Source organism: Vibrio penaeicida (genome assembly GCF_019977755.1).
GTDB lineage: Bacteria > Pseudomonadota > Gammaproteobacteria > Enterobacterales > Vibrionaceae > Vibrio > Vibrio penaeicida.
In genome coordinates, this window is sequence record NZ_AP025145.1 from 979,934 (window position 1) to 1,002,521 (window position 22,588).

20 protein-coding genes are annotated in these 22,588 nt (G+C 43.0%); 16 read left to right on the forward strand and 4 right to left on the reverse strand.

All coding sequences use genetic code 11. The annotated features are described in order from the left end of the window. Nucleotides 1-41: 41 nt before the first annotated feature. The 3 genes from LDO37_RS22705 to LDO37_RS22715 form a co-directional block, all read right to left on the reverse strand. Nucleotides 42-1,364 carry a TRAP transporter large permease gene (locus LDO37_RS22705; protein WP_126609265.1) on the reverse strand — a complete coding sequence of 441 codons (1,323 nt, stop codon included), beginning with the start codon at nt 1,362-1,364 and terminating at the stop codon, nt 42-44. After that, a complete protein-coding gene (locus LDO37_RS22710) occupies nt 1,357-1,908 on the reverse strand; it encodes a TRAP transporter small permease subunit (protein ID WP_126609266.1) in 552 nt (183 codons plus the stop codon). The genes LDO37_RS22705 and LDO37_RS22710 overlap by 8 nt, the downstream gene beginning before the upstream one ends. A gap of 72 nt (nt 1,909-1,980) precedes the next feature. Beyond that, nucleotides 1,981-2,997, reverse strand: coding sequence for a TRAP transporter substrate-binding protein (locus tag LDO37_RS22715; RefSeq protein WP_126609267.1), 1,017 nt, complete (start codon nt 2,995-2,997; stop codon nt 1,981-1,983). Nucleotides 2,998-3,264: 267 nt separating this feature from the next. Here LDO37_RS22715 and LDO37_RS22720 point away from each other — a divergent pair, with 267 nt between their 5' ends. After that, a complete protein-coding gene (locus LDO37_RS22720; protein WP_126609268.1) occupies nt 3,265-4,758 on the forward strand; it encodes a sensor histidine kinase in 1,494 nt (497 codons plus the stop codon). A gap of 19 nt (nt 4,759-4,777) precedes the next feature. Here the strand turns inward: LDO37_RS22720 and LDO37_RS22725 are convergent, their stop codons facing one another. Continuing rightward, nucleotides 4,778-5,065 (reverse strand): hypothetical protein, encoded by a 288-nt coding sequence (locus LDO37_RS22725; RefSeq protein WP_126609269.1) that lies wholly within the window; start codon nt 5,063-5,065, stop codon nt 4,778-4,780. A gap of 364 nt (nt 5,066-5,429) precedes the next feature. On the opposite strand from LDO37_RS22725, the gene LDO37_RS22730 reads away from it, so the two are divergent. The 15 genes from LDO37_RS22730 to LDO37_RS22800 all read left to right on the forward strand — a co-directional run bounded on the left by LDO37_RS22730 (nt 5,430) and on the right by LDO37_RS22800 (nt 22,579). Next, the gene (locus LDO37_RS22730; protein ID WP_126609270.1) at nt 5,430-6,335 is read left to right on the forward strand and encodes a DUF808 domain-containing protein; all 906 of its coding nucleotides are present in this window, start codon (nt 5,430-5,432) and stop codon (nt 6,333-6,335) included. Between the two features lie 305 nt (nt 6,336-6,640). After that, nucleotides 6,641-7,384, forward strand: coding sequence for a FadR/GntR family transcriptional regulator (locus LDO37_RS22735; protein WP_101114387.1), 744 nt, complete (start codon nt 6,641-6,643; stop codon nt 7,382-7,384). A gap of 84 nt (nt 7,385-7,468) precedes the next feature. Beyond that, a complete protein-coding gene (locus LDO37_RS22740; RefSeq protein ID WP_126609271.1) occupies nt 7,469-8,536 on the forward strand; it encodes an ABC transporter substrate-binding protein in 1,068 nt (355 codons plus the stop codon). Nucleotides 8,537-8,662: 126 nt separating this feature from the next. Then, complete coding sequence (locus tag LDO37_RS22745; RefSeq protein ID WP_126609272.1) at nt 8,663-9,463, forward strand: ATP-binding cassette domain-containing protein; 801 nt, start codon at nt 8,663-8,665, stop codon at nt 9,461-9,463. After that, nucleotides 9,453-10,628: a sugar ABC transporter permease gene (locus LDO37_RS22750; protein WP_126609273.1), complete on the forward strand. Its 1,176-nt coding sequence runs from the start codon at nt 9,453-9,455 to the stop codon at nt 10,626-10,628. Before LDO37_RS22745 ends, LDO37_RS22750 begins: the two co-directional genes overlap by 11 nt. Before the next feature lie 77 nt (nt 10,629-10,705). Next, complete coding sequence (locus LDO37_RS22755; RefSeq protein ID WP_126609274.1) at nt 10,706-11,680, forward strand: aldo/keto reductase; 975 nt, start codon at nt 10,706-10,708, stop codon at nt 11,678-11,680. A 9-nt stretch (nt 11,681-11,689) separates the two neighbouring features. Then, complete coding sequence (locus tag LDO37_RS22760; RefSeq protein ID WP_126609275.1) at nt 11,690-13,117, forward strand: NAD-dependent succinate-semialdehyde dehydrogenase; 1,428 nt, start codon at nt 11,690-11,692, stop codon at nt 13,115-13,117. 12 nt (nt 13,118-13,129) lie between these two features. Beyond that, entirely contained in the window at nt 13,130-14,083 is a 954-nt protein-coding gene (locus LDO37_RS22765) for a 2-dehydro-3-deoxygalactonokinase (RefSeq protein ID WP_101114393.1), read from the forward strand. Beyond that, nucleotides 14,053-14,718 (forward strand): 2-dehydro-3-deoxy-6-phosphogalactonate aldolase, encoded by a 666-nt coding sequence (locus tag LDO37_RS22770; RefSeq protein WP_126609276.1) that lies wholly within the window; start codon nt 14,053-14,055, stop codon nt 14,716-14,718. Before LDO37_RS22765 ends, LDO37_RS22770 begins: the two co-directional genes overlap by 31 nt. 48 nt (nt 14,719-14,766) lie before the next feature. Continuing rightward, the gene (locus LDO37_RS22775; protein WP_126609277.1) at nt 14,767-15,927 is read left to right on the forward strand and encodes a mandelate racemase/muconate lactonizing enzyme family protein; all 1,161 of its coding nucleotides are present in this window, start codon (nt 14,767-14,769) and stop codon (nt 15,925-15,927) included. Between the two features lie 76 nt (nt 15,928-16,003). Next, on the forward strand, nt 16,004-16,387 hold the full coding sequence (locus tag LDO37_RS22780) for a hypothetical protein (RefSeq protein WP_101114396.1): 384 nt from the start codon (nt 16,004-16,006) through the stop codon (nt 16,385-16,387). Nucleotides 16,388-16,397: 10 nt separating this feature from the next. Next, nucleotides 16,398-17,780, forward strand: a complete 1,383-nt coding sequence (locus LDO37_RS22785; protein ID WP_126609278.1) for a class II fumarate hydratase — start codon at nt 16,398-16,400, stop codon at nt 17,778-17,780. Between the two features lie 819 nt (nt 17,781-18,599). Further along, nucleotides 18,600-19,880 carry a hypothetical protein gene (locus tag LDO37_RS22790; protein ID WP_126606878.1) on the forward strand — a complete coding sequence of 427 codons (1,281 nt, stop codon included), beginning with the start codon at nt 18,600-18,602 and terminating at the stop codon, nt 19,878-19,880. 20 nt (nt 19,881-19,900) lie between these two features. Further along, a complete protein-coding gene (locus LDO37_RS22795; protein ID WP_126606877.1) occupies nt 19,901-20,368 on the forward strand; it encodes a hypothetical protein in 468 nt (155 codons plus the stop codon). 1,338 nt (nt 20,369-21,706) lie between these two features. Next, the gene (locus LDO37_RS22800) at nt 21,707-22,579 is read left to right on the forward strand and encodes a hypothetical protein (RefSeq protein WP_126608784.1); all 873 of its coding nucleotides are present in this window, start codon (nt 21,707-21,709) and stop codon (nt 22,577-22,579) included. The last annotated feature ends 9 nt before the right edge of the window (nt 22,580-22,588 follow it).

The following is a 22,588-nucleotide window of genomic DNA, read 5'->3' on the forward strand; positions in this document are numbered from 1 at the left end:
CTAGATCAACCCAAAGGGCAACCTTACCTAAAATCAATTTGCTACTGCCACCACAACGCCAATTGAGGAAATACAATCACTAGAATCAGCGCGAGTATTTGCAGAGCAATAAAGGGCAATAGGGAGGTGAATATTTCTCCCAAGCTAATGTCTTTTGGTGCCACCGACTTAAGATAAAACGCAGCAGGACCAAAGGGTGGAGAAAGAAACGACACTTGCATATTCAGACAGAAGACCACGCCAAACCAAATTGGGTCGTAACCAAGGCTTATAATAATGGGAACGAAGATTGGCATGGTAAGCAGCGCGACGCCAACCCAGTCGAGAAACATGCCAAGAACCAACAAAATGACCATCATGATGATGAGTGTTGCCGTTGGGCTACCGCCACTGAGTGATAAAATGGTTTCTTCTACGAAATCAATACCACCCATCAAGTTATAAACCCCAACGAGAGCAGATGCGCCGATGCCGATCCACATGATCATGCCACAGGTTCGCATTGTTGCTATGGCACTTTCTTTAAGCATTGTCACGTTCATTTCTTTTCGAATGACAGCGCTCAGCATGATACCGACGACACCAAGAGCAGAGGCCTCTGTAACTGAAGCGACACCCGTGTAAATACTGCCCAGTACAGTAGCAACAGACAACAATGGAAAGAAGAGCGCCTTAAAATAGTTGGGCGACTCTGCTTGGTCTTGTGCAAGCTCTTCCTCGCTAGGCAATGGAGCTAGGCTGGGGTTGAGTTTGCATCTAATTAACACATACAGAATGTAAAACGTTGCGAGCATGAATGCGGGCAGAAAAGACGCTTTAAATAAGTCTCCAATTGATACGCTAGCAGTTAAACCGTAAATGATAAGGACGATACTAGGGGGCAGCATCGTGCCCAGTGCACCACCCGCACAGGTTGTGCCGATAGCGAGTTTCCGATCGTAGCCTAGGCGCAGCATTTGAGGTAACGCGAGGATACCAAGAAGGACAGTTTCACCGCCAATAACGCCTGACATAGATGCCAATAGAACGGCTACAAATAATGTTTGAACTGCAACACCGCCGCGAACTTTTCGCCCAACGGATTTCATGGCATCAAAGAGATCTCTAGCAATGCCCGAGCGATCAAGTAATGCCGCCATTAACACAAACATCGGGACGGCAAGGAAGATGTAGCCATCGACGAAGCCGTACATTCTGCTCGTAACTAAAGGCAGTGCATCTACCCCAAACCAGCCAAGGGTGAAAAACAACGCAACAAAGCCGGTAACAAACGCAAGCTGCATGCCAGTGAGCAGCAAGCCGATCATTAACGCAAGCATGAGTAGGCTGCCCCAGCCAATGCCTATTGAAGACAAATCAAACATCCGTTTTCTTCCTTAGGTTACGAATTTCGGCAATCAAGTGAAGTAAAAATTGCAAAGTCAGTACGCTCAGCGCAACAAAAATTGTTCCTTTCAGCAAGGCAGGGTAAGGGGGATTCAAAGACGAACCTGAAGTTTCCAAACGAAATTCACCCCATGGCGTAAACCAAGCTTCTGCTGCCATTATGTAGGCTGCGTAAGCCATCATCGCTGCAAACGTTAATCCAACAATATGGTGGACTAGGTTTAAATACTTTCGGGTTTTAGGCGAAACATGATCATAAATAAGAACAACCCGAACATGTTTATCCAGTGCGAACGCGTACAAACCACCTATCACAAATAGTGAACCACCAATAAAAGAAGCCGTCTCGTGTACCCATGTTGTCGGGGCGTTAAATACATAACGCATCAACACTTCATAAAATGAAATCGCGACGGTAAAGATGAACAAAAGGCTAAGTAAATTACCGAGTTTCACAATAAATCGATCAAGCGCATTTTTAGGGGCGTCGTCACTTTGAGTGTCGGTAGAAGAATGTTTCATACAACTATTTATCCTTGAGATTCTGGCAGCTGCACTGGTAATAATGCAGTGCAGCAACCAGAAATCGATGCCTTAAAGTAGGCCGTTGTTTTCTAAGAAGCTGGTAACAGAGTCATAGACTTTTTGAGCGTTAGGCGAGCGTTCAGCGAATACTTTCCATTGGCTTTTCGCAATCTCACGGAATTTCTTACGTTCATCAGCAGACCAGTCGTGAATTGTGATTTTAGGATTGGCTGATGCTTCTTTCAGTGCAGCTTGATCAGCAATTTTAAGCTGTGTCGTTATGTCGTATGAAAGATCGCGTACCGATGTTTTAAGGATAGTTTGCAAGTCTTCTGGCATTTTTTTCCACGCTTTTTGGCTTACCGAAACGTCGATAAGTGGCAGTGAGTGGAAGCCAGGCTGAACGGGGTGGTTAGCGACATCGTTCATGCCTGCTTTTTGATTCGTTGAAAATACCGTGTAATCGGCAGCATCAATAACGCCTTTGCTCAAGCCAGTAAATACTTCTGAGCCAGGGAGGTTAACGGGTGTTGCGCCTGCCGCAGCAAACACTTGTTGAACGAGCCCTTCAGGCGCGCGCAGCTTTAGTCCTTTCAAATCATCGACACCATCGAGGGGAACCTTAGATACAAACGCTTCAACGCCAGTCGTAGAGGCGCCGACAAACTGAACGCCATAAGGGGCATACAGCTCGGTCATCAATTCATTGCCGCCGCCGTAGTTCATGTATTGGAGAAGTTGAGTGGTATCAGACCACGCACCAACCATGTTACCAATCAAACCAAACGCAGGATCTTTACCCGAGAAATACCCAGTCGCGGTGATATGACCATCTAGGATGCCTATTTTGATCGCATTCAGGGTTTCGGTGTGTTTCACCACCGCACCAACCGGAAGAAGATCGATGTCGATCCGCCCATTAGACATTTTTTCTACACGTTCAGCCCATTCTTGTTGAACCTGAAAATTTTTATCTCCTGAAGGATCGGAAGATTGAATCTTTAATTTGAAGTCCGCGGCAAATGCGGAAGACGACAAAACAGCAGCAATTAGCGAAGGTACAAGTGTTTTCGATACAGTTTTCATTGAGGTTATCCCTGTTAAGTTTCACATCAACTCCGGTTTATTGTTGTAATGTTACCGGTAACGTTGTGATGGAAATGTTACCGGTAACTTAGAGTGATTGTCTTTGAAGTCGATCACATTGGTTAAAATTTAGCTCAAACCTATTGTTAGCCTATACTCAAATGAATGAATAGCGTTGAGCTGCTAAGGGAATATGCTGGAATACAGAATAGATCGTGACGTAAACGGGTTATTAAATAGAGTTAAGCGAGTGACTTGAGACCAACTATGAGTATGTTACGCAATCGTAAAGACAGAATGTTAGCAGCATCAATATTCGTGCTTGCAATGCTTGTTGTGTTGGGTATTTGGGCGGCGAGTTCGCTGTTACAAATCAATAATAAAATAGAACGAACCATAGACTTATCAGAGAAACGGTCCAACGCAATTCTTACTGCTACATCGGCGGTGAATTCACTGGAAACGGAGCTGGTTCGTTTGGTGATTGAGGATGATCCGAGTTTGATCGATCTCGGAGTGTCTTCTTCAATAGAAACAAATGAGCTTCTTGAAGAATCGATTAATAATTTAAGAGACCAGCTACCAAACAACGACGATGTGAAGTGGTTAGCCATATTGACGAAGGAAATGGTACCGGAAAGAAACGAAATTATTGCACTGGCCAAACGTAATTCAGATGTTATCGCATTTGACCTCATCAAGTATTTGTCACCCAAAATAACGGAAGTAAGTGAAATACTCGCAGTGCTTATTCAGCAAGATCAGAAACACATCAATGGATTGCTACGAGACTACCGAAATCGTGAATACACGACGTTGGCTATTACTGCATTGGCCGTTATTGCGGGTATCGCGATTCTTGTTTCACTCATTACTCGCTTACGAAAAGCATCTAAGAAGTTAGATCGTTTGAATTTGCAATTGGAGGAGCAAGTTGATCAGCGAACCAAGCAATTGGAAGAATCGTTTGATGATCTAACAGAAAATGTGTTCGCATTGGAACAAGCGCAAGCAAAGCTTGTGGAATCAGAGAAAATGGCGTCGTTAGGTGTACTTGTAAAAGGCGTTGCACACGAATTGAATACACCGATTGGAATAGGTATTACTTCTGCATCCCATATGAAAGAGAAAGTCATGAGCTTTGAAAAGCTGCTTTCCAGTGGAAAATTGTCGAAGAAAAGCTGCGAACAATTTATTGCCGATTCCCAATCTTGTTTGGAGATGGTGCAAGACAACCTAGAAAAATCGTCAGAGTTGATTCAATGCTTTAAGAAAATTGCGATTGAACATGAAAGTGTCCATGAAGACGCAGTTATGGTGTCGGAGCTTATCGAAGACATCGTCACGAATCACGATCTTACGTCTGAAGACAACGTAGAAATTGAACTAGAAGGGCAGGCGGGTATATCGGCGTTTGTTTTTAAAGAAGCGCTCCTTGATGTCATGAATAACCTAATTGAAAACGCGGTCCATCACTCTGACGAGACAACCAAAAAAGTCATTGAAATCGAAACTCAAGTCGTTGGTACCGACATATGTATTGTGATTAAAGATAAAGGAAAAGGAATCGATGAAGAAAACTTAGCCAAAATTTTTGATCCGTTCTTTACCACTCAAAGAGGGCAAGGAAGAAATGGTTTAGGTCTTGCCGTTGTTTATAACCTTGTGACTCATCTACTCGACGGGAAAATAAACTGCAAAAGTCGACCTGGAGAAGGCACAACTTTTGAGGTTACATTCCCGTACAAGCCTGCAATCTAAGTGCAACAGACCCTAGACCCTAGCGAGAGAGCGCTTCTTTACTAACAAATAGTTTGTCGCCCAACTTAGTTTCTACCAGTACATAGCCTTTACTTGGGAAGTTTTTCAAAACCTCCACTTTCCTTTTCCGCTCAAGAACACGACAGCCATCGGGCAATTGCGCGTTCTTCTTTACCGCTTTTCTTTTCACAAATTTTTGCATTGATGCGTTGGTTTCGCACACAACTCTGTTTTTCTGAATTGTTACATCTGCATACGCAGCGGTGGATAAAGTAAGTGAGATGAGCAGTACAGCTTTATTTTTCATGACGTTATCTATCGAATTAAAATTGCATATATGGTATATCGTACTATATGTATGTACAAGATCGAATTTACACCGATTTTGAGAATGACGAGAAAATGTTTCAATTTCGGGATTCCATCACGGCTTACACGGCAAAAAACGCAAAGTTGGTCCAAAATAAAACGGTAATAGTACGGTAACTGTTTGTTAATTAAGAAAACGCAATAGAAAAATAGATTCAAAAACTGATATTTTGAAGTGTAACAAAGTGTTATTATGTGTTTCTTAAAGTTTCAATTTGAACTTTGTTTTGACGTGGTAGAGAAGGCTCAAAGTTGGATCGCCGCGTATTTTATTAGATGTCGTTGCTATTCAGAAGGATTATATGGCTGGATTAAGTCTTTTAACGTTGTTGGATGATATTGCTACGGTTTTAGATGACGTCGCTGTGATGTCAAAAGTCGCAGCAAAGAAAACCGCTGGAGTTTTAGGGGACGATCTCGCCCTGAATGCTCAGCAAGTTTCGGGCGTTCGTGCCGACCGAGAAATCCCTGTAGTGTGGTCTGTTGCTAAAGGTTCGTTCAAAAATAAGCTCATATTAGTGCCGTCAGCGTTGTTAATTAGTTCTATTGCTCCCTGGTTGATTACGCCTCTTTTGTTAGTGGGTGGGCTTTTTCTTTGCTTTGAAGGTACAGAAAAAGTGTTAGAGAAAATGTTTCACGTACAAGAGGAAGAAGAGGAGCCTGTTTCAGTCTCTGAGCATGTTGAAAACATAGAAGAGTACGAGAAAAAGAAAATTTCTGGCGCCATTCGTACCGATTTTATTTTGTCGGCAGAAATCATTGTGATTGCGTTAGGAACTGTACAAAACCAAGTATTTACCACTCAGGTATTGGTTGTGAGTGTAATTGCCTTACTGATGACAATCGGTGTTTATGGTTTGGTTGCTGGTATCGTAAAACTTGATGATCTTGGCTTCTATCTGCAAGAAAAAGGGCAGGGTGATGGGTTTATAACTGCACTTGGTGATGGTCTTGTCGCGTTTGCACCAAAACTTATGCACACGCTTACAATCGTTGGCACACTGGCAATGTTTTTGGTGGGCGGAGGTATAGTGGTTCATGGTGTTCCTGTGATCCATCACTTAATAGAAACCATCATTTCCTCCATCCCGTCTATCCCGTTTATAAACGGTTTTCTGCCGACTTTACTTAACGGTCTTGCTGGGTTCGTAGCTGGACTTATTGTGGTGTCTGTAATGGGAGCAGTAAGTTTCCTCAAATCGAGGTAACAGATTGCTTTCTGTTGGGTGAGCTCGCCTCACCCCACTTCTTATTCAAAGTACTCTAAGTATTCTCCAAACCTTTGCGCAGCTTAACTTGGCTGCGCTTTTTTTATTCAATACTCCCTCGTTGTATCGCCTCCATAATACAAATCTTATCTACTCATCAAATCCCTTGTTCTTTTTGCTTCAATATTGAGAATGGTGTTTCAAGGTTAAGAAATGACCATCTCGTGTATAAAATTCGCTCGATCAAAAAACAAACAAATGCATTAATAACACCAACGCAAACATCAGATGTTTAAGGTCATCATATGAATGAGCTTTCTTACTACAATTTGAAACAAATAGCAGGCTTAACCCCAAGTCTAGCCAGTCAAGTGGCGCGAGAGATAGGGCGTCGCGTGGTTTCAGGGCTATATAAACCAGGCGATCTATTAGAAGAAGAAGGCGCATTGGCTGAGAGATATCAGGTCAGCCGTTCTAGCGTGCGAGACGCGATTAAAATTTTAGTCGGCAAAGGGCTATTAGAGGTAAGAAGAGGGATCGGCACAAAAGTACGATCACGAAACGATTGGGGGCTGTTAGATGATGATGTATTGGCATGGTACCAGGCCACACCACCGACCGATGAATTTCTCGCACAGTTAATGGAAGTGCGAGTGATATTCGAACCTCAAGCTGCGTTTTGGGCCGCCCAACGTGCGACAGAAGAAGATTTGCAAAACATTAAACACGCCATAGAAGCGATGGAAAAAGAAACCAGCTCTACGGAGGATTTCGTATTCGCTGACGCACAATTTCATCGCTCAATATTAAGAGCCACACACAATGAATTTTTAGGTGCTTTAGAAGGCATCATTTTTTCTGCACTCCTTAGCAGTATTCGAATGACCAATACCGACCCAAGAGAAAACGAATCATCCATTCCCTTTCACCGTGAGGTCTACGAACTGATCGCGAAAGGCGAAGGGGAAGAAGCGAAAAACCGAATGCTGAACTTGCTGGTGGATGCCAGTGATCGGCTTAAAGAAAGGTTAGACGGGAAATCTCAATGATCGACTAGGAAATAGAAACGGTTCGCTCTTCAAATCTAGAGCGATTGGGCTGTAACAAAGGGAAATGAACAGCAGGAGTAAAACATGATTAGGAACGTGAAAACAAAAGCGATGTTAACAATGGCGACCTTTGCGTCTGCCGTTGCGATGACCAGCACACCAGTACTGGCAGAAGATTTTGTCGCAATGCTACTACCAGAAAACGTGAATCCCCGTTGGGAAAGCCAAGACGCCCACTTTTTTGTGGAAGCGATGAAAAACATATCGCCAGATACAAAAGTAGAAGTGTTTAACGCTAATAACGATACAGCCACCCAGCAACGCCAAGCGGAGCAAGCTTTAACGCGTGGTGCAAAAGTATTGGTCGTTATCCCTATTGACGGTGAATCGGCAGCGATCATTGCCGACTCTGCAGCGGAATCGTCCGTCCCTACTATCGCGTACGACCGAATGATTCATTCTGAAAACACCAGCTTTTGGATTCAAGCCTCTATGGAAAAAACGGGTGAATCGCAAGCGCAACATATCGTTGATAACACGAATAAAGGTGACACCTTAGTAATGTTGAAAGGGTCACCGACTGATCCGAATGCGGCAGTGATCTTTAAAGGGCAAATGAATGTGCTTCAACCTTTGTTTGATTCTGGTGAAAGAAAGTTGGGGTATGAAAACTGGACACAAGGTTGGGACCCCGCGATTGCTCGTCGCTCAATGGACCAAGCACTGACCAAGTTGGATAACAACGTTCAGGGTGTTGTTTCTTCGAATGATGGTAATGCGGCTGCGGCTATCGCTTCACTGGAAGAGCAAGGCATGTCGGGAAATGTTCCTGTCAGTGGTTTGGATGCGACAGTGCAAGCACTTCAGCTAATTTTGCTTGGGCAGCAAACGCAATCGGTATGGCGACCGTTCGACAAAATGGCGGGTGTGACGGCACAGGTTGTCGACAAACTTCTGAATGGTCAAAGCGTGGATTCACTGACATCAGGCACGGTTAAAAATGGCGTTGACGCGGACGTATCCTTCGTTCCTGTTGAACACTATTCCGTAGTGGGTGAAAACGGCGTGGCGTACGTTATCGATAACGATCCTTCAATTGAAAAATCGGATGTGTGTCAGGGTGAAGCCGCTAAAACACGTTTCTGTCAGTAGATTTGTGATGCATAGGTAGACTTGTGGCATGTGAATAAGTTTATGACGCGTAAATACTGTGCCGACGTCATCTAGCTGTCGGCACAGCGAATGAAAACATGGACGAAAGAAAGGCAAGGAGTGCCAATGGAACAAGACTCAGTTGTCCCTCATTTGAAAGTTTCCGGAATTCGGAAATCATTTGGCAGTGTGGAAGCACTTAAAGATGTGCATTTTGAAGTTCAGCGAGGGGAAGTCATGGCACTGGTTGGCGACAACGGTGCGGGTAAATCGACATTAATGAAAACCCTTGCTGGTGCTTACACTGCAGATCGAGGCGAGTTCTATGTCGATGGCAAAAATGTCGCTGTCGATTCACCTCAAAGTGCGAATCAACTCGGGATACAGATTGTCTATCAAGATTTGGCTTTGTGCGAAAATTTGGATGTGGCCGCCAACTTGTCACTCGGTAGCGAACCCGTTATCGATAGCGGTTGGTTAAATTGGCTACCAAGAGCGCTAAAACCATTGGATCACCTCCAAATGGAGAAAAAAGCACTTAAAGCGGTAGGTCAGCTTCAAGTAAAAACACTGAAATCGGTTCGGTCAAAAGTGGAAGTATTGTCTGGTGGGCAAAGGCAGGCAATCGCAATTGCACGTGCAGTCGGAGCGGATTCGAGCGTGGTGCTATTGGATGAACCTACCGCTGCATTGGGTGTCGCGCAAACCAGACAAGTGCTCGATGTAGTGAAAAGACTGCGTGAAACCAATCATGCTGTTGTGTATATCTCACATAATTTGTCCGATATTTTTGAAGTGTGCGATCGAATCACAGTCATGCGCCACGGAGAGAATATTGGCGTCTATAACACTCATGAAACCAACCCTGACGAAATCGTTGTCGCGATGACTCGCGGTCATGAAGAGGAGGTGAAGCATGTCGGCTAAATCTTCTCAAAATATGAGCCTATTTACCAAACTCAGAAGCTCCAAATTTGGCAATTTTGTACCCGTATTATTTGCCTTATTTGCCATTTGGACGTACTTCGGCATCACGGAGCCGGCTTTCTTAAGTGCCCGAAACTTTTATTTTCTCTTTATGCAAAGTTCCGTTGTCGGCATTTTGGCTGTGGGCATCACGATACTTTTGCTGTTGGGCGATATTGATTTATCGGTTGCGGCTACCGCCGGTGTTTGTGCGGCAATTTTAGCAGTATTGACGACCAATTTAGGTATACCTGCACCGCTGGCATGCTTGGCTGCTATTGGAGCGGGTGTTGCCTTAAGTATGTTTCAAGGCAGCTTGGTTGCCTATATTGGAATTCCTTCCTTTGTGGTGACACTAGCCGGTTTATTGGGCTTTCAGGGTTTGATGCTTAAGATTTTAGGTATTCATGGGGCAATAAACGTACGCGACCCATTTATCCGCGGTATTACCACAACGAGCCTTCCAGATTGGCTCGGATGGGCGATTGTTGCATCAGGCATTCTCCTCATGATCTTGTTCGCCACTCGTGAATATCACCAGCGAGAGAAAATGGGGCTGGAGCAAGATGCTGTGTCGGGTATCGCCGGAAAAATCCTATTCTTTGCGGTGCTAGCCGGGGCTGCGGTTATGACGCTCAATAGCTACAAAGGTGTCCCGTTGGTGGTGCTCATCCTATTTGGCATCAGCTTACTATTCGCGTGGATCACAACATCCACTCCATTTGGAAGAGCGTTGTTCGCAGTTGGTGGTAATCCGGAATCGGCAAGACGAGTCGGCATATCGCTAAACCAAATCAAAATCGCCGCATTTGCTATTACCGGTTTAATGGCGGCACTGGCTGGAATTGTTGGGGCTTCTCGGTATGCCTCTGTATCGTTCAATGCCTTCGCAGGCGGACCGCTCTTGTTGGATGCAATAGGCGCAGCGGTTATTGGTGGTACTTCACTTTTCGGCGGGCGAGGCAGTGTGTGGAATGCCATTTTAGGTGCACTCGTGATTGGGTCTTTAGGGAATGGGCTCGACCTATCAGGTGCCAGCGCAGCGGATAAGTTGATGTTCTCCGGCGCAATCTTATTAATCGCTGTCTCGATTGACGCTCTTTCAAGGAAGACAGGAAAAACCTAATTTTCTCATTCGTTTAAAGGTCTTAAGACGTGTTTGCTGCTCTTAAAGATCTCAACTGTTCATAAGGAATAATGACGATGAAAACGTACTCATTACCATCCATCAATAAGCCTGTTTCGGCTATTGGGCTAGGGACAATGATTTTCCACCCTGATTCGAAAGATCGCGATTTCAGTTTGTTGGATGCATTTGTTGAAAATGGCGGCACATACGTGGACACCGCGGAAGTATACGGTGCAGTTGAAGAACACGGCTATTCAGAAATGGTGATTGGGGGTTGGTTAGAAGCCAACCCAGATATGCGTGAAAAAATTGTGCTTGCGACCAAGGGGTTAATAACTGGCTACTGTGCACCTCTTCATCCGGGAGGGGCAAAAGTGAACCCAGAATCGGTTCACCGTGCCATTGATGGATCTCTAGCAAGATTAAAAACCGATTATGTTGATATTTGGATGTTCCATCGAGATGACCTTACTCAACCCGTTGGACCGCTCGTGGATGCACTCGATGCTGAAGTAAAAAAAGGGCGTATCCGTGCTTATGGCGCATCGAATTGGAGTACAGAACGTATCCAAGAAGCCATTGATTATGCACGGGCTAATGGCAAGGCAGAAATGATGAGTTCAAGCCCTCATTTTTCCCTAGCGAAAGCCAACGAGCCATTTTGGCCAGATACGGTTGTGACTTCAGAAAACGACAAACAGTGGTTTACTCGACATGACTTCCCACTCGTTGCTTGGTCTGCATTGGGTAGAGGGTTCTTTGCTAAAGGTGACGTCAACGATACCAATGATGAAGATTTAGTACGTGTTTTCTATTCCGATGCCAATTTTGAAAGGAAAAAACGCGCGACAGAGCTGGCTTCAATTAAAGGTCTCAACATGTTTGAAATGGCATTGGCTTATGTGCTCAATCAGCCTTTTCCGGTGATTGCACTTAATGGTGCAGAAACACCCGAACAAGTGAAAACCTCTTTGCACGCTGGGTCTCTGACACTGTCACAGGCTGAAGTTGACTGGCTAGATCTGTCTTCAGACACCAAACCGTTTTAGGAGAAAAGCATGAACATTTTACCTATGTACATTGGTGGCGACCTGGTCACAACCGAATCAGTATACGACGTTGTGAACCCAGCGACTCTAGAAGTGACAGGCTCAATCACAAAGGCGAATGCATCCGATGCGAATCACGCACTTGAAGCGGCGGAAAAAGCTTTTGCTACATGGTCGACCACCACTATTTCAGAACGCGTTCAGTGGATGAACAAATTGCGAGATGCGGTGATTGAAAATGAAATGGCACTTCGAGAAGCCATTCAATTGGAAATGGGGAAAAGCTGGGCGGGGACGCAAGAAGATTTTGAGTCTTTGGTAAACAGTCTCGCTTTCTATGCAGAGGAAATATCAAGATTTCGCCCCGATTCTCTTCTCGATAAAGAGGGAACACATAGCCACGAATTGGTTCATGAACCTGTCGGTGTTGTAGCCGCGTTTCTCGCATGGAACTTCCCGCTACTGAATCTCGCGTTCAAGATTGGCCCCGCTATGGCGTCGGGTTGCCCTATTGTCATCAAGCCTTCGTTAAAGTCACCCATGTCAGCGTATTTAGTTGGAAAGCTGTGCCACGATATTGGTCTTCCTGCTGGGGTTGTAAACGTTGTGTGTGGCGATGACGCAGAAGTCGGCGATGCGCTTTCAGCTTCGACCATTCCGTCCATGCTAACGCTGATTGGTTCGATAGCAACGGGCAGACACATTATGAAAACGGGTTCGACTTCTATAAAGCGGTATTCAATGGAATTAGGAGGGAATGCGCCTGTACTGGTTTTTGCCGATTCCGACTTGGATCTCGCCGCCGATATTGTGTGTGCGGTTAAGTTTGGCAATTGCGGGCAAATCTGTGTTACCCCAAACCGTGTATTTGTTCAAAAAAGTGTCGCGAGTGAATTTGCATCTAAAGTCGTCGAAAGAGCAAAGGCGGTGAAGGTCGGTTACGGGCTTCAAAGTGACAATGAAATGGGACCGCTTATCGATGCGCAAGCGTTAAAAAGGGTGGATGAGTTGGTACAAGATGCCGTCATTAAAGGCGCGGCGCTTTTGTATGGCGGAAATAAGCCGGATTCGATACACACGGGTCATTTCTACATGCCAACTGTGTTAACCAATTTAAATAGCGAGATGCGAATGTACCAAGAAGAAATTTTTGGCCCTGTTGTCTCAATCTATGAGTTTGAAAATGAAGCGGAAGTACTGGATCATGCTAATGACACAGATGCAGGGCTCACCGCTTATGTGTTTACTCAAGATCAAGCGAAAGCCCAGCGTTGTGCAACGCAGCTTAGATTTGGCGAAATCCAAATCAATGGCGTGAAATATGGTATCGACTTGCCCCACGGAGGGATTAAGCAGTCGGGTATCGGATGCGATTGCTCGCACTTAGCTCTGCACGACTATTTAGCAGTGAAAAGAATTACGCGAGCGCTGGATTAAGGACAGATCGGAATGAAAACGCACACAGCCAGTGTTATAGCGATGGATTGGGGTTCAACCATGCTGCGAGCTTACCTGCTCAGTGATAAGGGCGACCTTATGGCAGAGAAAAGCTTTCCATGGGGGGTACTTCAATTACCTGAAAGTGACGGAAAAACGCTGACATACGAACAAGTGTTTTATGCCGCAGTCGACGACTGGTTGATGGCTTTTCCTGCCTTACATGTCTATCTGACAGGTATGGTAACCAGCAAAATAGGTTGGGTAGAAGTGCCGTATGTTGAAGCGCCTTGTGCCATTGAAGACCTGCACGCCGGAGGTCATTCGCTCCTCACCAAAGATTGCCAACTGGTGAATTTGATTCCTGGTGTGAGTTATCAAGGGCGTCAAATCGACCTAATGCGTGGTGAAGAAACGCAGTTACTGCCTTTCCTGAATAGCTGGGAACGAACTTACGATGGATGGATCGTTCTCCCCGGCACGCATTGCAAGTGGGTGTTGATTCAAAACCTTCAGATTGCAGAATTTCAAACCTACATGACAGGAGAGTTGTACTCACTCCTAAGAAAGCACTCGATACTTGCGGCTGGATACAGTGAAGAGAAACAATCGCTGGACATCGACTCGTTTTTAAAAGGTGTGAATGCAAGTTTGAATGCAGCAGGGATCATGTCCGAGCTGTTTTCATGCCGAAGTGCCGTTTTATTCGGAGAAGTCGAAAGTGCCCATCGGTTCTCTTATCTCTCTGGTTTGTTGATAGGTGCAGAAATTAAGGAAGCAAAATCAGCATTAGGCGGGTTGCCAGCAGAAATTTCTTTAATAGGTGATGAGCACTTGTGCGACCTATACCGAATGGCGCTGAGATTTTTCAAATCGGAAATGAACATCAAGCAATACAACAATACGGCTGCACAAGGGATTTGGGAGATGCATTCATGGATTCAAAACAACAAGCAACAGAGCTAACTCGGCACCTAAGTCAATGTGGCTTGGTGGCGATTTTAAGAGGCATCACCCCAACCGATGTTTTGCAATACGCAAAGATATTAGTTGATGAAGGCATCTCTATTATCGAAGTGCCTTTAAATTCACCAGACGCGATTAAAAGCATCTCGATATTGGCGAACGATTTAGGAAATGATTGTCTTATTGGCGCTGGTACGGTGTTAACCACAATCGATATTGACGAAGTGGAGAGTGTAGGGGGCAGATTGATCGTAATGCCGCACATGGACACCGAGCTCATCGAGTATGCAGCGAGCAAAAACCTTGTGGTGGTTCCCGGAGTCGCGACGCCAAGTGAAGCCTTCAGTGCACTTAAGGTTGGTGCTACTGCGCTCAAATTGTTTCCCGCTGAACAAGTTTTAGCGGCAGGTTTAAGGGCGTGGAAAGCCATACTACCTAAGCATGTAAAGGTGTTGCCAGTCGGTGGAATTACCCCTTCAAACATGTCGGAATATCGACAATCTGGTGCGAGTGGCTTTGGGTTAGGCAGTGCTCTTTATCGAGCAGGTATACCGCATAGTGAATTTGCAAAGAATGCTAAAGAATTTGTCGCTGAGTGGCATCGCTTGGTTCGGATGACTGATCTTTCGAGATGATGTTTGTCGCAATTTGAGTCAGTACAACAGGGAAGTAAAGAGGTCACCATGAAAATAACAAAGGTGAAGAGTTATGTACTGCAATATGACCTAGAAGAAGAGTTGGGTTATTCGCAGCAATACTACGCCAAAAGAACGGCTCATATTATCGAGATCACAACGGATAACGGGTTAGTGGGCTACGGCGAAGCATTTGGTGGCGGTGGAGTAGCGCTCGCGAATCAAACCATTGTGGAACAAGTGATTGCGCCATTGATAATAGGGATGAACCCATTAGACAACGAAGTGATTTGGCATAAAGTGTACAACTTGCTACGCGACCATGGGCAAAAAGGCATGCCTTTACAATCTCTATCGGGTGTTGATATCGCACTTTGGGACATTAAAGGCAAATTCTATGAGCAGCCGCTGTATCAATTACTCGGCGGTGCATTTCGAGATGAAATTCCGGTATACGGTTACGGGATGATGTTGCAACGCGTTCCGGACTTAAAAGAAAGGTTTGAAAAAGAAAGCGCGAAGATTGCTTCAATGGGATTCAAAGCCATGAAGATGAAAATCGGTATGGGCGTGACAAAAGATGTTGAATTAGTTGAAGCGGTGAGAAGTTCTGTCGGAAAGGACATCGAAATCATGGTGGATGCCAACCACGCCTATACCACACGTGAAGCATTGCCTTTAGGTCGAGAACTCGAGCGGCTTGGTGTGAGTTGGTTTGAAGAACCCGTCGCGCCAGAAGACAAACAAGGTTATCGAGATTTATGTACCCATTTGGACATGTGTATTGCTGGTGGTGAAGCGGAGTTTTCGAGGTGGGGTTTCCGTGATTTGATTGAGCACAAATGCGTGGATTTGTTGCAACCTGAAACCTGTGCGCTCGGCGGTATAACGGAGTATCAAAAAGTCTTGTCCATGGCCCATAGCCATTTTGTTCCTGTTGTTAACCATGTTTGGGGCTCAGCCATTGCTGTAGCAACCAATATTCACCTTCTTGCTTCCATGCCCGATTTACCCGGTGGCGCACATCCCGTTCAACCGATGTTGGAATACGACACAACTCCAAACCGATTCAGAGAAGACCTACTTGTTCATTCGCTGGATGTTTTGTCTCAGGTTAAAAATAAAGACGGCATGATCGGTTTGCCCAAAGGGCATGGCTTGTGCGTCGAGCCCGATATGTCGTTCATACAGCAATATTTGATTAGTTAACGACAAAAACATTGAAACATCGACTCAATTAGAATGATAATGGTTATCAATAAGATTTAGTTTAATTGAGTCGATCATGAAAGAGTCTACCTTTTTATATCAAACGTTCTATCAAGCTGAAGATCGCTTTCTGTTTCATACCGAAGAAAACGGGTTTGAGCATGAAGTGGTTTTTAGCTACATCCAAGCTACTCTTAATTTGGCTTCTTGGTATGGAAAGGGGACAGACTTTGCTAATCCACTATTGGAAGAACTGTTTCTTCGCAGAGTGTATTACAACCTTCTAGAAACCATCAATGACGCCACCAATTGTCGGACATTACGGCAAATCTGTTTAGATCAAATTCACGGTCCTCTTATTGCGCTAAAGCGGCATTACTGCCATTCATCAGCGGGCTACGAGCGTTTTCTTTCGCTACAAAAAGACCTGCAAAACATCCAATACACTACCGATCTATAAAGGAAATAGAATGACCACTTACCGTATCGAAAAAGACAGCATGGGCGAAGTGCAAGTGCCAGAAGCAGCATTGTATCAAGCACAAACTCAACGCGCGGTAGACAACTTTCCAATTAGTGGCATCACCATGCCAGCCAAATTCATTCAGGCTTTAGCGTTTGTGAAACAAGCAGCGGCAAAAAGCAATGCCGAGCTTAATCTGCTAGATCAAGACGTAGCTGATGCGATTTCATCCGCTTGTCAGGAAATTATTGATGGTCAGCACTTAGAACAGTTTCCTGTAGACGTGTTCCAAACGGGTTCTGGCACCAGTTCAAACATGAATGCCAACGAAGTTATCTCGACGCTTGCTTCTCAAAAAGTCGGCAAAGAAGTAAACCCAAATGATCACGTGAACATGGGGCAAAGCAGCAACGACGTTATCCCTACCGCTATTGCTGTTAGCGCTGCACTAGCTGCAGAAAAGCAACTTCTACCTGCGCTTAAGTATTTGAGTGATAAAACGGAAGAGAAAGCCGTCGCCGTTGAACATGTCGTTAAAACAGGTCGTACCCACCTAATGGATGCAATGCCAGTGACTTTGTCGCAAGAACTGCGCGGCTGGAAATTCCAAATTGACTCAGCACAGCGTGGTATTGAAGAAACACTACCTCGTGTTAAAGCATTAGCTCAGGGTGGTACAGCCGTTGGTACTGGCATCAATGCGGTTCCAGAATTTGCTGGTTTGTTTGCAAAGAATATTTCGGCAGCGACAGGCGTAGAGTTCGTTTCGAGTGAAAACTTCTTCTACAACATGTCTAGCCAAGATGCGATTGTTGGATTGTCTGGTCAGCTAAAAACAGGCGCTGTTGCCATCATGAAAATCGCGAACGATCTTCGTTGGATGAACTCTGGTCCATTAGCTGGTCTGGGTGAAATCGAACTGCAAGCCCTTCAGCCTGGGTCTTCCATCATGCCGGGTAAAGTGAACCCAGTTATTCCTGAGGCAGCCGCAATGGTAGCAGCGCAAGTGATTGGTAACGATGCAACCATCACTGTGGGTGGTCAGTCTGGTAACTTCCAGTTGAACGTTATGTTGCCTGTTATCGCGTTGAATATTATCCAAAGTATTGAGCTATTAGCGAATGCATCTACTCAATTAGCGGATAAAGCAATCTCGACCTTCAACGTACGTGAGGATAACTTGCAAGTGGCGCTTGCTAAGAACCCGATTCTAGTAACAGCGCTAAACCCAGTTATTGGTTACTTGAAAGCTGCAGAAGTTGCTAAGAAAGCCTACAAAGAGCAACGCGCTATTATCGACGTAGCGGAAGAAGAAACGGATCTAACACGTGAAGAACTTCAAAAGCTGCTCGACCCAGCGAAGTTAACGAAAGGTGGTATTGCGCAGTAATTTCGTAAGATATTGGCAAAAAATGGACGCTGAGGCGTCCATTTTTTTACGCCAAAGATAAGTCTAAACTCTACATTTCATACTCAGTGCCTTGAGACCATTTCGGTATATACCCAAGTATCTTAAGATAGTTAGAGCTTATTGTTTTTGAGCTGTATTTATAAGTTAAATAAAGATCCTCATAACAATAAAGGAAAGGTTTTTGTGGCAGACATCACCTAGTATTTAATCAAATAAACAATACATAGAATAAAGAACGCATCAAAAAATAACCTTCCGCTAAAAATTTATTCCTATCAAATTTAAATTAATCCGTATTACTGTCTGAATAATTTTGTGTCTACATATTCTCATTTTTTATAAATTACAATTAACACCTAAAAAACACATTAATTAAATAATCTAGTAACCAAACTTCCTCTTTCTAATTCATTGTTCTTATTTTATGAACATACTGTTCCTGATATTTAAATTTATTAATTCCGATGAATTTAAACGATAAACCATACGGATAATTTAAATTTTTCAATAGTATCAATGAGATATGTGCGTTGTTGGTTTTGTGTTTACTGGATTCCTTAGAAATGTAGCTACCTCTAATGCCTTGATATTAAAGATTAATATTCATCTTCTTTTTTGAATAAATTAAATTTATAAAATAATGAATAAAATATAAAATGTGATCTTTTCCCTAATAATATAATTGTGATTATGGTGTTAAATATTATTTATGTTACTTATTTTGCAGCTCTACATTTTCGGCTGATTCGTCGTTAGTAGAGTTATTTTTAATCCAATAAGTACTATTTAGGAAACTTTATGATAGTTAATCAACAAAACAATCCAGCTAGGCTTGGGGTATTGGCGAGTGCCATTTTGGCTTCGTTTGTATCATTCGGCGTTAATGCAAATGTAAGTACGGTCTCGGTAAGCCCTATCGTTGTCAATCCCTTTAATCAAACAGTACGGGAGATTTGTGAGTCGTACAATTCACGAATCAAAGTAGCAAATGCTCAGTTAAAACAATTAAAGGTGAGTGGTGTCGAGTCTCAAAATACGTGTACGTATATTCCTTTGACCAAAGGGACTATCGGAGGAGGGCAAAACGAAGTTTCATTAGCACAGTTTAAGTACACTATTTATCCAGCGAGTGGAAATTTCTACGCTCAGATGAACGAGCAAGTTGACATAACCAATGAGTTAGAGCTGATCATGCTATCTGGAGGGAACCAAACGCAATATATAATTTACGCTGATATCGGTGCCCAATTAAGGAACCAAAGTTTTTCTTGTTTAGGTGGACCATTGCCAAGAGCATGTGATAGAGCGCCTAGATATAACAACAGCGATTTGCCTGGTACACCAGATCTTGTAGCAAGCTGGAATGCTTGGGGGGCAAATCAACTCACTAATGTGTTTAATAACGTCAAAACACAGATACAAACGGTTGACGCAAGAAATAATCCTTCGGTGCCCGGTGGGGATGCCAATTCACCCTATTGGAGTTTAGATGACTTCAGCCCTGCAACTAGCACAAGAAATAAAACACTGGATATTTATAAATCGACAACTATTTCCTTTGGTTTCGACAGTGGTACCGGGGATGGAACGTCTTTGAACCTAGGTGTTACTAATGAACGTTCGTATTCAACCAATGAAACTGTCATGACCGTGCATGGTACAGAATTAACGTCAGATACGGGTTCAAGTTCAGAGTATAAACTGAACGTAGAAGCAATATGGCCGATAGCATCTTTTAATACGGGCGCTCATGAAGGGGCGAGTAACGTCGCTGATAATCGAATCGGTGTATCGGCTTGGAGGGATATTAATATTCCTGCATTTACCATGTGGCGCGAAAGAGTTAATTCAGAAAACTGTGATCCTAATGGAGGCATACGAAACCAAATATTCCGACATACATTAAGTATGGACCGTGGTCAGTATGATGCAGATTACAATAGCAATGTTTTTACGACTGTTGAAGACAGCTTCGCAACTTACTCCGCAGCACAGAACTTTTCTGTGAGGACCAAGTGTGAACAGGGTACATCAGGAAAACTGTACCGAGTACATGAAACTGGAACGCTAAATAGATAAATTATTACAGGAAAAAAATTATGAAAATGAAATCAATATTAGCTTTAACTGTTTCAACGTTTCTTTCTGTCTCGGCATTGGCGAAGCCCGTTCATGTTTTAGTCGAGAATGTCACGAACTCACCGTTGGATTTGATAACGGAAATGGTCAACATGGAAGGACCAGTTGAGGCAGAATCGGGTGAACGAGCACTCTATGCTTCAGAAAACCATCAGGTGGCAGTACTTGATTCAAGTATTGTTCTGCAGCAGGGTTCTTCTTTAGAAAAAGAACGTTTCAACGGAGCGAAAGCCATCGTGATTGTTGGCTCGCCAAAGGACAATATGCAGGTATCGCAAACTCTGCTTGGTTATGGTATCGAGGATGATTACATTGTTATTACGAATGTTGATGAGCCTAAAAATATGACACTGACCTATTTTACCAAGGTAGATACAGCGAGTGATGCAGAAACAGCAAAAGCGTTAATCAAAGCCGCAATTAAGTAATATCGATATTATTGTTATTCAATGGTAAAGCAGAAGGGGGAGAGCCTTTCTGCTTTTTTTGTAGAACTGCTTTTTACAAGAGAGCTGACTTTAAAAGAATATAGATTCCACCAACGAAAGTCATGATAGGCACACCTTCATGGAATACAAAAAAATTTTGATACGGTTCCAATTGTCATATCACGACAAAATCAAATAGCCATTCGGCTTAAACGATTCCTATATCGCACACAAGTTTTACGATTGTGAATTTTGAATCATCAACTAGAACAACCTCGCTTTATAACATACGTACTGAAGTACTCAGAACCCTACAACTAGATAGCTATTGAGTGTAAGCACAACAACTTTATGTTGCCTGAGTGTAAATTTTTTAAGAAAAAATAGTCTGTTAAAAAGTCTAATTTCCCGACAAAACCAGATAGAAATCATAATTAAATAGAGTGGTTAAATATTCTGGATGAATGTCACGATAATTTGCAATAACCCTATATTTTAAAATATTATAAAACAAAATCAGTTGTTTTTTAGAATCAACCTCACGAATAAAATAACATTTATTTATGGGTTCTTTCCCCATTTTCTTAATTCTCATACTTGAATCACGACTTGTTAATACTATTATAAACAATAAGATAGCATGTAAATGAATGATGCATGTTTGAGACTCTCACATATGACACAAATCACGTAAACAAAATTATTTTCACGATCTTAGTTGTAAGAGAAATTACATGATTTAGTATGAGAAACTCTTCCGTCATGGATTTCAGTGAAACTTGTATCATCAACGCTTTGTGAAATTGAATTGTAATTTTTTCTTATTTGTTTGGTAAAAATATTCATTTATATTTGCTTTGTTTAAATATTTTTAAATGCTAATGAATGGATAAAGGCAGCTTTATAAGGCTCATGAATTTAAAATTTATGTGTTTGTCTTATATACCATTAATTTTGATGTCTTTTTAAAGTTACATAGAATGAAAACTTGGTCAAACTTATGGAAACTCATAAAATACAATGGCTTAATCCAGTTTTAATTGGCGGGGTGATAGTGGGCTGTTGATGTTTACGCTGTTCTTTCTGTATTTTTACTGATTATTGAAAATAAATAATAAAAATTCTAGTGAATGATATGAAATATTTGCTCACCGTCTAACGATGGTAGGGTTACTTTTTGTATTTGTTTGAAAATGACCATTAATTATTGGCGTCTCATCTATTGTGGCGCTTCTTGTTATTCATGGCTTTCTGCTTAGCTTAATAAGTGGCTCGCTCTGTTTCTTCGTATTCAGAGAGTAGCTGCGTGCATTTTATATTATCGTCGGGGGACTAAATATGTTGGAATTTGAAATATCGGACATCAAAGAAGAGCATTACAAACTGCTTGCGGATTTTTATGGTCGAGATCTTGGAGGAGAGGCGTTTTTTAAGTGGAAGCACTTCTTAGACCCCAATTACCAAAAGGAACGTAACCGAAAAGGGATCTATTATAAATCTTTATCGAGTTGCTTGGGCATATTTATGTCTAAGGTTTACGAATATCAATTTAATGAACGCCATTTCGTAATTAACCTAATGGGTGACTTAGGCATATCTAAATCCGTGAAATCCTCACGTGTGCTAATCGATTTTTTCCAACATGCTCATTTAGACGGTGTGGATTTAGAAATCTGCTATTCCGATGATCGAAAAATCAAAACCTATAAAAAGATCTTCGAAAAATATTTCACAGATTCAACGCAAGTAATTCCATTCGTCGAATTGGTGTTAACTAGTAGTCATATTGAGAGCTATCAGTTCTTCGACCCCTATGACATTTCTACATATTCTCTTAGCAACAACTTAGGTAGAGAGAAAAACCGACAAGCCATTGAATATACGAAACTTCACCCTCTTTACGATGACATTCATTACGTGGAAAAAGACGGCATGTACGCCATTATTGGCGTAAACGATGAGTGCGCTGAAATTTTGGACATGTCTGGCACGAGCGACCGACATTTTGAATGGTCGATTAACGTTGCGATGAACTTTCACAGCCGTTGCAAAATACTCACACCCAAGCCGCGAATTTCTAAGGTTATTGAGATTACGAAAAGTGACGTGAAATCAAAAAAACCTATCAATATGCTGATTGGTTTTCACAACACCACCATTCCAACTTTCGACCCTGAAAATACATGGGTTTGCAGAATCGACAGACGATAAGAGACAAAA